General features: G+C 72.4%; 7 protein-coding genes and 1 pseudogene. 6 read left to right on the forward strand and 2 right to left on the reverse strand.

The genetic code is table 11. The features are described 5' to 3' along the window. The first annotated feature begins 187 nt into the window (after nucleotides 1-187). Complete coding sequence (locus tag OHB01_RS36730) at nucleotides 188-3,376, forward strand: DEAD/DEAH box helicase (RefSeq protein WP_328854610.1); 3,189 nt, start codon at nucleotides 188-190, stop codon at nucleotides 3,374-3,376. Further along, nucleotides 3,377-4,264 carry an SWIM zinc finger family protein gene (locus OHB01_RS36735; protein WP_328854611.1) on the forward strand — a complete coding sequence of 296 codons (888 nt, stop codon included), beginning with the start codon at nucleotides 3,377-3,379 and terminating at the stop codon, nucleotides 4,262-4,264. Between the two features lie 248 nt (nucleotides 4,265-4,512). Here the strand turns inward: OHB01_RS36735 and OHB01_RS36740 are convergent, their stop codons facing one another. Further along, entirely contained in the window at nucleotides 4,513-5,442 is a 930-nt protein-coding gene (locus OHB01_RS36740; RefSeq protein ID WP_142645329.1) for a diacylglycerol/lipid kinase family protein, read from the reverse strand. A 162-nt stretch (nucleotides 5,443-5,604) separates the two neighbouring features. Continuing rightward, nucleotides 5,605-8,358 carry an immune inhibitor A domain-containing protein gene (locus tag OHB01_RS36745; protein WP_142645330.1) on the reverse strand — a complete coding sequence of 918 codons (2,754 nt, stop codon included), beginning with the start codon at nucleotides 8,356-8,358 and terminating at the stop codon, nucleotides 5,605-5,607. 197 nt (nucleotides 8,359-8,555) lie between these two features. On the opposite strand from OHB01_RS36745, the gene OHB01_RS36750 reads away from it, so the two are divergent. From OHB01_RS36750 to OHB01_RS36765, 4 genes and pseudogenes are all read left to right on the forward strand, one after another. After that, on the forward strand, nucleotides 8,556-9,896 hold the full coding sequence (locus tag OHB01_RS36750; RefSeq protein WP_260617056.1) for an FAD-binding oxidoreductase: 1,341 nt from the start codon (nucleotides 8,556-8,558) through the stop codon (nucleotides 9,894-9,896). A gap of 50 nt (nucleotides 9,897-9,946) precedes the next feature. Further along, nucleotides 9,947-11,938, forward strand: a complete 1,992-nt coding sequence (locus OHB01_RS36755; RefSeq protein ID WP_328854612.1) for a serine/threonine-protein kinase — start codon at nucleotides 9,947-9,949, stop codon at nucleotides 11,936-11,938. Between the two features lie 147 nt (nucleotides 11,939-12,085). After that, the gene (locus tag OHB01_RS36760; protein WP_328854613.1) at nucleotides 12,086-13,684 is read left to right on the forward strand and encodes an acyl-CoA carboxylase subunit beta; all 1,599 of its coding nucleotides are present in this window, start codon (nucleotides 12,086-12,088) and stop codon (nucleotides 13,682-13,684) included. A gap of 82 nt (nucleotides 13,685-13,766) precedes the next feature. Next, nucleotides 13,767-15,710 (forward strand): annotated as a pseudogene (locus OHB01_RS36765) (acetyl/propionyl/methylcrotonyl-CoA carboxylase subunit alpha); the annotation flags it as partial. Nucleotides 15,711-15,828 lie beyond the last annotated feature (118 nt).

Here is a 15,828-nt window from a genome sequence, read left to right on the forward strand (position 1 = left end):
CGTTGTCCACAGGCGGCGGCGGAGCGGCCGGGGAGCCCCGTCACCGCTGCTAGCGTTCCGACTTGGCGGGAGGAGACGGTGTGCCGGTGATTCGACACGGCCTGCGGCGGCGGGCGGTCCGCGCCCTGGGTGACGGAGACGGCGTGCTCGTGATGCACGCCGCCCGAAGCCGGGCGGAGGAGGCCGCATGGTCGTGATCCACGCCGCCTGGGACGGCGGGAGACTCGTGCTCTGGGCGGAGCAGACGTCCGGCGCGGAGCCTGTGGTCTCCCGTGCCGAGGTGCGTCCCCATCCCTTCGCCGTCCCGGCGAGCGTCCTGGCCGCGGAGCTGCCGCGCTGGGGGGACGCCGCGGCCGAGGCGGCCGGCAAGGCCGTGGCCGGCGACGCCGTGCTGCTGCTGCCGAGTTCGGCGACGAGTCCCCTCCCCTCTCCGGAGACGGGCCTGCGGATCACCGCGCGCCGCCCGAGGATCAGCCCGTGGCGGGTGCCCGCGCTGCTGGTCGAGCCGGGGCCCGCGCTGGGCCTGCTGACCGAGGCGTTCGAACCGCCACCCGTCGCCGGGCCGTCCCTGCGCTATCTCGCGGTCGTCGCCGTCCACGCCCGTGACCTGGTGCGGCGTGGCCGGGTGCTGCCCCAGCTCGTCACCGAGGCCGGCGGTTACGCGGCGCGCTGGCGGCCGGTGCTGACCGGCGCGCATGCCGACCGCTTCCGCGAGCTCGCCGCCGCCATGCCGCCGGTCTGCCGGGCGGTGGGGCAGGAGCGGCCGTCCGCCCGATTGCTGGCCGAGGCGCTGGCGTGCCTGGCCGACGCCGCCGTACGGCAGGCGCTGCCGGAGCGCCTGCTCGGCGGGCACCGTCCCGGGCTGCGCGGCCCCTTGGCCGACCGATGGACGGTGGCGCTCACCGGGGACACGGCTGCCCTCCCCGGCGCCCGCCAGGAAGAGGCGGAGGCGCTGGCCCGGCCGTTGGAGGACTGGTTCAGGGCGGCTCACCAGCTCGACGGCCCGGTCAGGGTGTGCTTCCGCCTCGTCGAGCCCCTCCCGCCCGAGGATCAGCCGGATCACGAGACGAGCGCGAACCCGGGTCAGACAGCCGAGCGGGCCGCCACGCAGACGAACACCACCGCGCAGACGGACACCGCGTATTCCGGACCGGGAGGCAGGGCAGCGCCGCCTCCTGCGGGGGGCCTGGCCGGTGACGTACGTCGAGGCGCCGGAGGCGAGGCCACGGGCGCCGGCGCGTGGCGGGTCGAGTTCGCCCTCCAGTCGGCGGAGGACCCGAGCCTCTACGTGCCCGCTCCCCTCGTCTGGGCGGGCGAGAGCATGCCCGGGCTGCCGGGACGGCCGGACGAGACGCTGCTCGCCGGGCTGGGCCGGGCGGCCCGTCTCTACCCGAAGATCGACGACGCACTCCGCGGCCCCCGGCCGACGCACGTCGGCCTCGACGTGGAGGGGGCCTTCCACTTCCTCCGGCACGCCGCGCCTCTCCTGCAGTCGGCCGGCTTCGGCGTGCAACTGCCCGCGTGGGCGGGCCGCACCCGGCTCGGCCTGAAGCTCACCACGCGGTCCCGCTCCGGACCCGGCGCCGCCTCCGACCAGGGGTTCGGGCTGGCGCAGCTCGTGGACTTCCGGGCCGAGCTGGCCGTCGGCGACGAGACGATCAGCGAGGCGGAGCTGGCCGAGCTGGCCCGGCTCAAGGTGCCGCTGGTGCGGCTGCGCGGGCAGTGGGTCGAGCTGGACGCCCGGCAGCTCGGGGCCGCGCTCAAGGCGGTGGAGCGCCGCGGCTCCGGTCAGATGACGATCGGCGAGGTCGTCCAGGAGCTCGTCCACGGCGGGGACGACGACCTTCCGCTCGTCGAGGTGGACGCCGACGGCCTCCTCGGCGACCTGCTGTCGGGCGAGGCCGACCGCCGCCTCGAACCCGTCGCGACCCCGGCCGCCTTCCACGGCACGCTGCGGCCCTATCAGGAACGCGGCCTGGCCTGGCTCAGCTTCATGTCCCAGATCGGCCTCGGCGCCGTCCTCGCGGACGACATGGGCTTGGGCAAAACCGCCCAGACGCTGTCACTCCTACTGAAAGAGCGCGAGTCGAGCGAGCGGTCCGGGGCGACGCTGCTGGTGTGCCCGATGTCGCTGCTCAGCAACTGGCAGAAGGAGGCCGCCCGCTTCGCGCCCTCGCTCGACGTCTACCTCCATCACGGCGCGGGCCGCCTGCGCGGCGAGGAGCTGGCCGAGCGGATCGGCGCGGCCGACCTCGTCCTCACGACGTACGGCACGGCGTTACGCGACCGCGACACCCTGGCCGGGTTCACCTGGGCCCGGGTCGTCTGCGACGAGGCCCAGGCCGTCAAGAACGCCGCCGCCCGGCAGGCCCAGGCGGTGCGCTCGCTCCCGGCGCGTACGCGGCTGGCGCTGACCGGCACCCCGGTCGAGAACCATCTGGCCGAGCTGTGGTCGATCATGGAGTTCTGCAACCCCGGCCTGCTCGGATCGGCGCGGGCCTTCCGTGAGCGCTACCAGGAGCCGATCGAACGGCGGGGCGACGAGACGGCGGCCGCCGCGCTCAAGCGGGCGACCGGCCCGTTCGTGCTCCGGCGCCTCAAGACCGACAAGACGATCATCTCCGACCTCCCGGACAAGATGGAGATGAAGGTCTGGTGCACGCTCACCCCCGAGCAGGCGAGCCTCTACCAGGCGGTGGTCGAGGACATGATGGGCCGGATCGCCGACAGCGAGGGCATCGAGCGGCGCGGGAACGTCCTGGCCGCGATGACCAGGCTCAAGCAGGTCTGCAACCATCCCGCCCATCTGCTCAAGGACGGCTCCCGGCTGTCCGGCAGGTCGGGGAAGCTGGCCCGGCTGGAGGAGCTGGCCGAGGAGATCCTCAGCGAGGGCGACAAGGCGCTGGTCTTCACGCAGTACGCCGAGTTCGGCTCGATGCTGCAGCCCTACCTGGCGGCGCGTCTCGACCGCCCGGTGCTGTGGCTGCACGGCGGGCTGCCGAAGAAGACCCGCGACGCGCTGGTGGAGCGGTTCCAGACCGAGAACGAGCCGATGATCTTCCTGCTGTCGCTCAAGGCCGCCGGCACCGGCCTCAACCTCACCGCCGCCAACCACGTCGTGCACGTGGACCGGTGGTGGAACCCCGCCGTGGAGGACCAGGCGACCGACCGGGCGTTCCGCATCGGCCAGACCCGCAACGTGCAGGTCAGGAAGTTCGTCTGCGTGGGCACGCTGGAGGAGCGGATCGACGAGATGATCGAGCGCAAGAAGGCCCTGGCCCAAAGTGTCGTCGGGACGGGCGAGGACTGGATCGCCACCCTGTCCACGGCGGAGCTGCGCGAGCTGTTCCGCCTGTCCCCCGAGGCGGTGAGCTGAATGCCGGTCGGTCGGGACGGCTGGTTCGAGGCCGCACGGCCCATCAGGGTCGAGGGCGGCATCAAGGCGCGCTCGAAGCGGGGCACCATCGGCGAGCAGTGGTGGTCGCGCCGGTTCGTCGACATCCTGGAGCGCGTCTGCGACCCGGGCAGGCTGAGCCGGGGCCGCGCGTACGCGCGCCGCGGCCAGGTGCTCGGCCTCGACCTCGGCCCCGGCCTGGTGAAGGCCCGGGTGCAGGGTTCGCGACCGGCCCCTTACGACGTGAGCGTGCGCATCACCGCGTACGGCGAGCGGGAGTGGGCGGGGCTGGTCGATGCGCTGGCCGCGCAGGCCCTCCACCGGGCCAAGCTGCTGGCCGGGGAGATGCCACCGGAGATCGAGCAGGTCTTCGAGGCGTGCGGGCTGCCGCTGTTCCCCGGCGAGCGCGGCCTGGACATGGACTGCTCCTGCCCCGACTGGGGCTTCCCGTGCAAGCACCTGTCGGCCGTGCTCTACCTGCTGGCCGAGGCGTTCGACGACGACCCCTTCCTGGTGCTGGCCTGGCGGGGCATGGCCAGGGAGGCGCTGCTCGACGCCCTCCGCGCCACCGGCGGCGGGCGGGCTCCAGGCGAGACAGAGCCGGCAGGCGCCGGGACAGAACCGGGAGGCGGGACATCCGGGCTGCTCGGCGTGGCCGACGTCCCGTTCGCCGAGCGGATCGGCGACTTCTACGAGTCCGGCGCCTCGGCGGCCCGCCTCGGCCCGCCGGCCGATCCCGGGTCGCCTCCCGACCTGCTGCTGCGCGCGCTGGACCCGCCGCAGGTCAAGGCCAGGCACATCCCGTTGCTCGACCTGCTGCGGCCCGCGTACCGGACCCTCGCCGCCTGGGGAGACGAGGAGGCCGGGTAATCCCTCACGGCCGCGCAGAACGAGACGGCCGAACAACCCTCACAGCCGCGCAGAGGGGAACCCCTCACGGCCGCGCAGAACGAGACGGCCGAACAACCCTCACAGCCGCGCAGAGGGGAACCCCTCACGGCCGCGCAGAACGAGACGGCCGAGCGGGAGGGTCCTCGGCCCTGTTGCGCCGGATGCCGATCCGCCACCGCCCCTGTCACCGACTCCGCCTGGCTCTGGCGACGCCGCGACCGGACTGATCAGGTGTCCTCGAAGCTCTGCGGGACCATCACGCGGACACCGTTCGGGACGGTCCTGAGTATGAGCGGGGTGCGCAGTCTCACCTCGCCGTCGATGTCGGCCGCCATCGGCGGGTCGGTCTCCAGCAGTATCTCCTGGCCGGTCACGAACGGCCCGCCCGCGAGGCTGGTCCACTTGCCGGTGGTCGCCCGCACGAGGGTCTCCCCGAGCAGGCGCAGCCGCTTGCCCGAGCCGAGCTGATAGGCCACCAGCTTGCGGTTGTCGATGCTGACGTCCTTGGCGATCTGCCAGCCGCCGTGGAAGCGGCCGTTGGCGATGTTGAGCTGGTGGGTCAGCAGCTCGTGGCGCTTGCCGTCCACAGTCAGGTACGCGCGGAACGGCCGGTGCCTCGGCAGGATCGTCATCGCGGTCAGCGGGTAGGCGGCCCGGCCGAGCATCCGCTTGAGCCACGGCTTGACGGTGCCCGCCACCTCGACCGAGACGCCGAAGCTCGCGAGGTTGGCGAAGGGCCGGTCGCCGCAGATGCCGAGGTCGATGTCGGCCACCTTGCCCTCGGTGAACACGCCGATCGCCCCGGGCAGGTCGAGCGGCAGGCCCAGGCTGCGGGCGAAGTTGTTGGTGGTGCCGAGCGGAAGCACGCCGAGGGCGATGTCGCGGCCCGCCACGTGCCTGAACGAGCTGCTCAGCGTGCCGTCGCCGCCGCCCACGACGAGCAGATCGGGGCCGGAGTCGAGCGCGCGGGTCAGGATGTCGCGCAGCCGTGAGGGGTCGGTCACGGGGTGGACGCCGGTGAGCCGGAAGTCCCGCTCCTTCAGCAGCCGCAGCACCTCGGCATAGTGGCGGCGGCCCCGCCGGGACTTGGTGTTCACCACGACCGCGGCCTTCCGCTCCCGGTGGATGGCCGCCGTGTGATCCGCCTTGGTCCGCACGCTCACATGCTAGGGGCAGCCGCGCCCGGGCGCGCGGGCCCGGCGTGACCGCGCCCGCCCGGCATGACCCCACCCTCCCGGCATAGCCGCGCCCCGGCATGAGTGTGCCCGGCGGCCGTCCGGAGCGGACGGCGGCCGGGCACGGGGACCACCTGGCGGTGGTTACTTCTTGGCCGGGGTCACCTGGATGATCGCGGCCAGGTTGGCCGGCAGCGGGCTGATCAGCTTGATCTGCACGCCGAGCTGCTTGCCCTCGTCACCGGGGTTGCCGGAGCCGAGGATCGCGCCGCCGATGTCGGTGCCGTACAGCTCCTTGGCCGGGGTGCCGTCCGGGTGGACGATCCGGGTGGTGTACGGCTGGTTGTCCTTCGACGGGACGACCGCCGAGGAGTCACGCTGGCGGTAGTAGAGGCTGCCGTCGCGGATCTCCAGGCCGGGGTACCAGCCCTTGGCGTCCGTGAACGACTTCACCGCGGCCTGCTTGCCGAACGAGGTGCAGTACTCCTTGAACGGCTCGCCCTCGACGCACTCCTTGAACGGGTAGGTGCCGACGAAGTTGAACGCCGCGTTGGACGACTGCGGGCGGGACGGCAGGTTCTTCAGGACGGTCGGGTCCTTCTGCGCCGCCGCACCCGTACGGCGCAGCGGGTCGAAGTGCGAGTCCACGATGAGCAGCTCGCCCTTCGGGCCCACCGACGGCAGGTCGAACGTGCGGCCCGAGACGTCGTTGTTGGACACCGAGGTGTCGCGGTACCACACGAGCAGACCGGGGGCGTTGTACTTGACCTTCTCGACCTTCCAGGCGCCGTCGCGCAGCCAGGTCGTGTCGTAGGCGTACTCCAGGCCCTTGTCGAACCCGTCGAAGTTGCGCCACTCGGCCAGGTAGTACTGCGCCGCCTGCTCCTCACCGGGGTGGATGATCCAGCCGGCGCCGCTGGTGTCGGTGAACGTGCCCTTGGTGGTCGTCCAGCCGTTGGCGCCGCCCTCGACGTCGTCGGTCCAGACCGCGGTGGCGCCGCTGTTCAGCGAGAAGTCGTCGTTGAACCAGCCGCGCTGCACGGACGCCGCGTCCGTGGCGTAACGCAGGCGGATCTGGACGGACGTGCCAGCGAACGGCGCGAGGTCGACGTACAGGTGGTGCCAGCCGCCGCTCTCACCGGTGAGGCCGTACTTCTTGTTGCCGTAGTCCTTCAGGCGGCCGTTCGGGTCGGTGTAGTCGTCACCGGTGGTGGCGAGGCTGCCGTCCTCGTTGTAGATCTTCTGCTCGGTCCAGGTGGCGCCGCCGTCCGTGGAGATCTCGAAGAAGCCGAAGTCCCAGTCGGTCTCGATGCCCCAGTCGCTCCACCACCAGAACTTCGCGTCCGACCCGGCCGGGACGTCGACGGTCCTGCTCAGCTTGTTGTCGGCCCAGTCCTGGTCGCTGTTGGACCACCACATGTTCGTCCCGCTGTGCGGGACGGACATGATGTTCTGCTTGTCCGGCAGGTTGATCCGGACGCCGTCCTCGGTGCCCTTGGGCGTACGCGAGGTCTGGCCGACCACCAGGAGCTGGTCCTTGCCGCCCGGCTCGATGACCTTCGGGTTGGCCCAGCCGAGCACCCACTTGTCCCACAGGCCCATGTGGGTGGGCAGCGACTGGAAGATCGGCCCGGAGTGCGAGCCGCTCGACATCAGGTCCCAGAAGTCGACGTCGGAGTCGCCGGCGCCGGTGGTGTCGTACAGGTCCGGCAGGCCGAGGTCGTGGCCGTACTCGTGGGCGAACACGCCGACCCCCGCGTCCTCCGGCTGGAGGATGTAGTTGGAGATCTTGATGTTCGTGCCCGGCACCGTGTATCCGCCGGCCACGTCGCTGGAGTGGGCCCACAGGGAGAACGTGCCCTCGGCGCCGCCGCCACCGGACTTGTCCTCACCGGCGTGGATCAGCACGAGGTGGTCGATGACGCCGTCCGGCTCGTCGTAGTTGCCGTCGCCGTCGGCGTCGGAGGTGTCCTCGACGTCGTAGTCGGCCCACGGGAAGTTCGGGTTCGACTGCACGAGCGCGTTGACCGCGTCGATCGCGAGCTGGGCGGGGCCGCGCGGGTTGTCCGGGTGACCGGTCATGTCCTGCGGGTAGGTGTGGCACTTGCCCGCGCCGTACCACGCCTCGGAGTGCGGCACCTTGAGCCAGCCGACGGCCTGACCGGTGACGGTGTAGGCGCCCTTGGACATCTCCTCGTACATGTTCTTCAGGGTCGAACCGGAGATGTCGATGCCCTTCTTGCCGTCCCGGGGGTCCTTCAGGTCCGGACGGACCCGGGTCGTGATCCCCTTGGAGGTGTAGAGCATGTTGTTGTAATGGGCCGTGTTGAAGTCGGCCACCCACATGGAGTTGTTGTCCTTGCCCCCACCGCCGGCGGTGGCGGGGTTGGGGATCGTGTTGTGCAGCGGGCCGTTCAGCTTGGTGCCCGGCGGCTCGGTGATGCAGTCGTCGACGTCGTCGATCGTCCTCGGGTGCGACCAGCCGGAGAAGTCGTCGTTGGCCTGGTCGTTGAACTCGACCAGCAGCGTGAGGAGCTTGGCGGTCCGGGTCGTCTTCGCCTTCTTGTAGATGAAGTCGAAGGGGTTCTTCCCGGTCCTGATCGCCTGCTTCTCATGCTTGGCCAGGACCCGCGCCGCGACCGGGTTGCCGCTCGCGAACTTGTGGTCGATCGCCCGCGCCAGCGCGGCGGTGCGCTTGACGCCCTGGGACGGGACCTTCTCCTCGGTGGTGGTGAAGTCGCCCTGAACGCGCGGCGGCGCGTAGTTGATGTAGTGGTCCTTGGCGGAGGGCTGGTAGCCCGCCGTGGGCGCCGCAGCCGCGCCTGCTGCGGCCAGACCTCCTGCCGCCAGCCCGAGCGCGGGCACGATCGCGGCGAGACGCCGGATTCTTCTGGACAACGAGATCCCTTCCCGTCCGGGTTCCCCGGACACCCATGCACAGCGCGCCGGGATGAGCGCGCATGCGGGACCTTAAACGAGGGGGTAAAGGCCGGGTAAAGAGCGATCCGGCATGGTTGTCAAAATGTGATCTGTACCGAAAACCGTTAATAATTCCGGATGGGACCTGATACCGAACAGTGCCGTAAAGTCCAGACGTGAACGAGCTGACTTCCGCGCTCGCCGCGGCGCTGCCGGACGGGCGAGTCCTCACCGATCCCGACGTCGTCGACTCGTACGCCAGGGACCGCACCTTCGTGCCGCCGGGCAGGCCGCTCGGCGTGGTGCTCGCGCGGTCCCGCGACGACGTCGTGGCCACGATGCGCTGGGCGACCGAGCACCGCGTGCCGGTGGTCCCGCGCGGCGCGGGCACCGGGCTCGCCGGCGGGGCGACGGCCGTCGACGGCTGCGTCGTCCTGTCGCTCGCCCGGATGACCGCGATCCGCGAGCTGTCGCCGCAGGACGAGATCGCGGTCGTGGAGCCCGGCGTCATCACCGCCGACCTCGACCGGGCGGCCCGCGAGCACGGCCTGATGTACGCCCCCGACCCCTCGTCGTACGAGATCTCGACCATCGGCGGCAACCTGGCGACCAACGCGGGCGGGCTGCGGTGCGTGAAATACGGCGTGACCCGCGACTCGACGCTCGGGCTCGAGGTCGTGCTGGCGGACGGGCGGGTGCTGAACACCGGCCGCCGCACGATGAAGGGCGTGGCCGGATATGACCTGACCGGCCTGTTCGTCGGCTCGGAGGGCACGCTCGGCGTGATCACGGCCGCGACCGTGCGGCTGCGGCGGGCCCCGGGCGAGCTGGCCACGATCGCCGCCGAGTTCACCTCGCTGCGCGACGCCGCGGCGGCCGTCTCGGCGATCGTCGCCGCGGGCTGCCGGCCGTCGATGCTCGAACTCATGGACCGCACGACGCTGCAGGCCATCGACGACTGGAAGAACATCGGGCTTGAGCCGTCCACCAGGGCGATGCTCATCGCCCAGGCCGAGGGCTCGGCGGACGAGATGGCCGCGCTGTGCGGCGCCGCGTCGTTCGTGGCGGTGTCGTCCACGCCGGAGGAGGCCGCCGAGCTGATCGGCGTCAGGCGCCTGGCCTACCACGCCAAGGAGCGGCTGGGCCAGTGCCTCGTGGAGGACGTGTGCGTGCCCCGCTCGGTGCTCCCCGAGATGATCACCGCGATCGAGGAGGCCGCGGCACGGCACGGCGTGCTGATCGCGACGGTCGCCCACGCGGGGGACGGCAACGTGCACCCGGTGTTCATATTCGACCGCGGCCTCGCCGAGCCGCCGGAAGAGGTGTGGGCCGCCGCCGACGAGGTCTTCCGCGCCGCGCTCGACCTCGGCGGCACGCTCACCGGCGAACACGGCGTCGGCCTGCTGAAAAAGCGCTGGCTCGGCCTCGAAACCGGCCCGGTGGCCGCCGAACTGCACCAGGGCATCAAGCAGGTGTTCGACCCTTTGAACATCCTCAACCCCGGTAAGGCCATCTGACCACTGGTAGCGTTTGGTGCCATTGTCAGGTTGCGTGGTAATCGGGGGCGATGGTGGCGTTAGAGGCTGGGGATCCCGACCGCCTGGGCCCGTTCACGCTCGTCGACCGGCTCGGTGAAGGCGGCCAGGGAGTCGTCTTCCTCGGGCGCGGGCCGGCGGGCGAGCAGGTCGCGGTCAAGTTGCTGCACACCCGTCTGACGGCCGATCCGGAGGCGCGGGAGCGGTTCCTGCGCGAGGTCGCGCTGGCGCAGCGGGTCGCGCCCTTCTGCACTGCCCCTGTGCTGTACGCCGACCTCGCCGGCAATCAGCCGTTCATCGTCAGCGAGTTCGTGTCCGGGCCCTCGCTGCGGCAGCTCGTCGACCGGGAGGGGCCGCGCCGGGGCGCCGCGCTCGAACGGCTCGCCATCAGCACGGCGACGGCGCTGGCCGCCATCCACCGGGCGGGCATCACCCATCGCGACTTCAAGCCGGCCAACGTCCTGATGGGGCCCGAGGGCCCGGTCGTCATCGACTTCGGGGTGGCCAGGGCGCCCGACTCGCCCCAGTCAACCGCGACCGGCGCGTCCATCGGCACGCCCGCCTACCTGGCCCCCGAGGTGCTCTCCGGCGGCACCGCGGGCGCGTCCGCCGACATGTTCGCCTGGGGCGTCACGATGGTGTTCGCCGCCACCGGCAGGCCCGCCTTCGGCGCGGACTCGATCCCCTCGGTGATCACCCGGATCCTGAACACGCCGCCCGACCTGGGCGACCTCGCGGCACCCCTGCGCGACATCGTCGCCGCGTGCCTGTCGAAGGACCCCGCGCTGCGTCCCTCGGCCGAGGACGTGGTCGCGCGGCTCACCGGACAGCCCACCGTTCCCGTACGGCAGGCCGCCGCACCGCAGGCGCCGGGACCCTACGCGACCGGGCCGCAGGCGCCCCCGGCGGGACCGCAGGCCGCCGCACCGCACGCCCCCATGCCGGGACCGCACGGCCCCGCACCGGCACCCGGACCCCACGCGCCGGGGCCACAGGCACCCGGACCACAGGCACCGCAGGGGCCGGGGCCGCACGGGCCGGGGCCACAGGCACCCGGACCACAGGCACCCGGGCATGCACCCGGACCGCAGGCACCGCAGGCGCCCGTACCTCACGCGCCCGCTGCCGGGCCGCGGGGTGCCGGAGCGCCCACGCCGCCCGGATCTCCCACGCGGCGGCCCGTGCTGACGTGGACGGCGGCCGCGGTCGGCGTGTCGGCCCTCGCGGCGGCGGCCTTCCTCGTGCCGACGTGGGTGTCCGCCAAGCAGATCTCGTCCGAGGACGCCCTCGGCCCCACCGCGACGCCCGCGGTGATCGAGTCCCAGGACGTCGAGGTGCCCCTCCCGCAGCCGTCCGAGCTGGTCACCGAACCCGCCCGGCCGAAGGGCGGGAAGCCCTCGCCGAGCCCCTCGGCACACCGGCAGACCGTGGCGCCGAAGCCGGGCGCCACCCCGGCGCGCACCCGCCAGGCGCGGCCGTCGCCCTCCCGCACGGCACGGGCCCAGGCCAAGCCCACCCACAAGGCCACCACACCGACGCAGACCAACCCGCTGCCCGCGCAGACCACCCCGGCCCCGGCGAAGACCACCGCCGCACCCAAGCCCACCGCGACGAAGACCACCGCCGCACCCAAGCCCACCGCGACGAAGACCACCGCCGCACCCAAGCCGACCGCGGCGAAGACCACCGCGGCGCCCAAGCCCAACCCGTACACCGCCGCGGGCGTGTGCGGGAGCGGCTACAGCGTCATCGACTCGCACTCCTTCGGCTCGGCGACGACATACCTGCTCTACAACGCGTCCAACGGCTACAACTGTGTGATCACGATGTCGAAGTACGTCGTGCCCGGGAAGATCAAGATGAGCGCGGTGCTGAAGGTCCAGAACGGGTCGTCCAACAGCGACTCCGGCAGCTACACGACGTATGCCGGCCCGATCCGGCTGGCCGCGAAGAGCAAGTGCGTCATCTGGGGCGGCGGCTACGGCAGCGCCTCCTGGAGCAGCGCGTGGTCGCACTGCTCCTGATCCCGGAACCACAGGGCTTGATCCCGAACCCACACGGCCTGGTCCCGAAGCCACCGGGGCCGGGCAGGAGGCCGGGCCCGGCTCGTTGACGTGACGGCGGCTCACCACGGAGGATCATCAGGTGACAGAACTCGGTTCGGTGGTGCGATGACGGTGCTCGTGAGCCGGCTGGAGACCTCCAGCGGCGAGTACGGCACGCGGCGCGAGGCCATGCTGGCGAAGCTCGCCGAGCTGGAGGCCGAGCACGCCAAGGCCGTCGCCGGAGGCGGGCCCAAATATGTCGAACGGCACCGGGAGCGCGGCAAGCTGCTCCCCCGCGAGCGCATCGAACTGCTCGTCGACCCCGACTCGCCGTTCCTGGAGCTGTCGCCGCTGGCGGCCTGGGGCACCGAGTATCCCGTCGGCGCGAGCGTCGTCACCGGCATCGGGGTGATCGAGGGCGTCGAGTGCGTCATCACCGCCAACGACCCGACCGTGCGCGGCGGCGCGTCCAATCCCTGGACGCTGCGCAAGACCCTGCGCGCCGCCGAGATCGCGCTGCGCAACCGCATGCCGTACGTGAACCTGGTGGAGTCGGGCGGCGCGGACCTGCCGTCGCAGAAGGACATCTTCATCCCCGGCGGCCAGATGTTCCGCGACCTCACCCGGCTGTCGGCCGAGGGGATCCCGACGATCACGCTGGTCTTCGGCAACGCCACCGCGGGCGGCGCGTACGTGCCGGGCCTGAGCGACCACGTCGTCATGGTGCGGGAGCGGGCCAAGGTGTTCCTCGGCGGCCCGCCGCTGGTGAAGATGGCCACCGGCGAGGAGTCCGACGACGAGTCGCTGGGCGGCGCGGAGATGCACGCGCGGACCTCCGGGCTGGCCGACCATCTCGCCGCCGACGAGTTCGACGCGCTGCGGATCGGCCGCCGCATCGTGCGGCGGCTCAACTGGCGCAAGGCCGGGAACGTTCCCGCGTCCGGTTACGCGGAGCCGCTGTACGACGAGGACGAGCTGCTGGGGATCGTGCCGGAGGACCTGAAGGTCCCCTTCGATCCCCGCGAGGTCCTGGCCCGGGTGGTGGACGGCAGCGACTTCGACGAGTTCAAGCCGCTCTACGGGCCGAGCCTGGTCACCGGGTGGGCGAGCGTCCACGGCCACCCGGTCGGGGTCCTCGCCAACGCCAGCGGCGTGCTGTTCGGCGCGGAGTCGCAGAAGGCGGCCCAGTTCATCCAGCTCGCGAACCAGACGCGCACGCCGCTGGTCTTCCTGCAGAACACCACGGGGTACATGGTCGGCAGGGACTACGAGCAGAGCGGCATCATCAAGCACGGCGCACTGATGATCAACGCGGTGGCCAACTCGACCGTGCCGCACATCACGATCGTCATGGGCGCCTCCTACGGCGCGGGCAACTATGGCATGTGCGGGCGGGCCTACGACCCCCGCTTCCTGTTCAGCTGGCCGAGCGCGAAGTCGGCCGTCATGGGCCCGGCCCAGCTCGCGGGCGTCATGTCGATCGTGGGCCGGGCCGCCGCGCAGGCGCGGGGGCAGGCGTACGACGAGGAGGCCGACGCGGCGATGCGCGCCGCGGTCGAGGCGCAGATCGAGTCGGAGTCGGCGGCGTTCTTCCTGTCCGGCCGCCTGTACGACGACGGGGTCATCGACCCCCGCGACACCCGTACGGTGCTCGGGCTGTGCCTGTCGGCGGTTGCGGGGGCACCGGACCCGGGCCGGGCCGGCTACGGCGTCTTCCGGATGTGACCGGCATGCTCACTGGCACCATGCTCATCGGCACCATGCTCATCGGCACCATGCTCATGAAGATCGACGGGGGTGAGGGGTCATGATCGGGCGACTGCTGGTCGCGAACCGCGGGGAGATCGCCCGCCGGGTCTTCCGCACCTGCCGCGAGCTGGGAATCGAGACCGTCGCCGTCTTCACCGACGCCGACGCGTCCGCCCCGCACACCGCCGAGGCCGACCAGGCCGTACGGCTGGGCGCGCCCCTGGCGTACCTCGACCCGGAGCGGATCGTCGAGGCGGCCCGCAGGTCGGGCGCCGACGCGATCCATCCCGGCTATGGCTTTTTGTCGGAGAACGCCGGTTTCGCCCGCGCCGTGCTGGAGGCCGGGCTGACCTGGATCGGCCCCTCCCCCGAGGCCGTCGCCGCGATGGGCAAGAAGATCGAGGCGAAGGCGCTGATGGAGGAGGCCGGGGTGCCGGTCCTGCCGACCATCCCGCTCTCCCCGGACGCCCCCGTGGAGCTGACCGGTCCCGTGCTGGTCAAGGCGTCGGCGGGCGGCGGCGGGCGCGGCATGCGGGTGGTGCGCGATCCGGCCGGCCTCGCCGGGGCCGTCGAGTCGGCCCGGCGGGAGGCGCTGTCGGCCTTCGGCGACGGCACGCTGTTCGCCGAGCCCCTGCTGGAGGGCGCCCGCCACATCGAGGTGCAGATCCTCGCCGACGCCCACGGCACGGTCTGGGCGCTCGGCGAGCGCGAGTGCTCGATCCAGCGCCGCCACCAGAAGGTGATCGAGGAGGCTCCCTCCCCCGCGGTCACCCCCGAGCTGCGCCGCGAGCTGAGCGACACGGCGATCCGGGCCGCCCGCGCGATCGGCTACCAGGGCGCGGGCACCGTCGAGTTCCTGCTGTCCGACGAGGGCTTCTTCTTCCTGGAGATGAACACCCGCCTCCAGGTGGAGCACCCGGTCACCGAGAGCGTCTACGGCGTGGACCTGGTCCGGCTGCAGATCGAGGTCGCCGAGGGCGCCCACCTCGCCGCGCTGCCGCCGAGCCCGGTCGGTCACGCGATCGAGGCCCGCCTGTACGCGGAGGACTCCGAGGGCCGCCCGCAGAGCGGCGTGCTGCGCCGTTTCGAGATCCCCGGCGTGGACGGCGAGTTCGGGCACGAGGCGCGGCTGCGGCTCGACTCGGGCGTGACGTCCGGCACCGAGGTGGGCGTCCACTACGACCCGATGCTCGCCAAGGTCGTCTCGTACGGCCGCGACCGGGCGGAAGCTGCCCGGCGGCTGGCGGACGTGCTCGCGCGGGCGCGCATCCACGGGCTGACGACCAACCGCGACCTGCTCGTGGGAGTGCTGCGGCACCCGGACTTCCTGTCCGGGGCGCTCGACACCGGTTTCCTCGACCGGCATCCCGCACCGGCCCCGCTCGCCGGTCCCGAGGCCGTACGGCTGTCGGCGCTCGCGGCGGCGCTCGCCGGAGCGGCGGCCAACCGCGCCGCCGCCCGCCGCGACGGCGTGCTGGGCGGGCTGCCGAGCGGCTGGCGCAACGTTCCCTCCCAGCCGCAACGTGTGGCGTTCGACGCCGAGGACGGCGGGCGGCTGGAAGTCGCCTACCGGCTGACCAGGGACGGGCTGCGGGCCGAGGGCTTCGATGACGTCACGCTCGTGGCGGCGGAACCCGGCCGGGTGGTGCTGGAGACCACGGGCCTGCGGCGCACCTTCGAGGTGGCCGCCTACCCCGGGGCGCACCCCGGTGTGGTGCATGTCGACTCCCCGCTCGGACCGGTGCGGCTCACCCCGGTCGAGCGGCTGCCGCAACCGGCCGCGAGCGTGACGCCGGGGGCGCTGCCCGCCCCCATGCCGGGTACGGTCCTGCGCGTCGAGGTCAAGCCCGGCGACGTGGTCGAGACCGGGCAGCCGGTGGTCGTGCTGGAGGCGATGAAGATGGAGCACCTGATCGTGTCTCCCGCCTCGGGCACGGTGGCCGCACTGCACGTGACGCCGGGCACGCAGGTCGAGGCGGGCGTGCCTCTCGCCGTGATCGAGCCGTCGCCGCCGCAGGAACCGGACGGCGGCCCGCGGACGGAGGCTCCCCCGGCAGAGCCGGGCCCAGAGGCAGGGACAGGGACAGAGACAGGGACGGATTCAGGGGCGGACACAGGGG

The sequence above is a fragment of the Microbispora hainanensis genome, from assembly GCF_036186745.1.
Taxonomy (GTDB): Bacteria; Actinomycetota; Actinomycetes; order Streptosporangiales; family Streptosporangiaceae; genus Microbispora.

What these genes read in the sequence shown, in the direction of transcription:
- OHB01_RS36730 (WP_328854610.1), top strand. Translation starts at nt 188, where the DNA reads ATGGTCGTGATCCACGCCGCCTGGGACGGCGGGAGACTCGTGCTCTGG.
- OHB01_RS36735 (WP_328854611.1), top strand. Translation starts at nt 3,377, where the DNA reads ATGCCGGTCGGTCGGGACGGCTGGTTCGAGGCCGCACGGCCCATCAGG.
- OHB01_RS36755 (WP_328854612.1), top strand. Translation starts at nt 9,947, where the DNA reads ATGGTGGCGTTAGAGGCTGGGGATCCCGACCGCCTGGGCCCGTTCACG.
- OHB01_RS36760 (WP_328854613.1), top strand. Translation starts at nt 12,086, where the DNA reads ATGACGGTGCTCGTGAGCCGGCTGGAGACCTCCAGCGGCGAGTACGGC.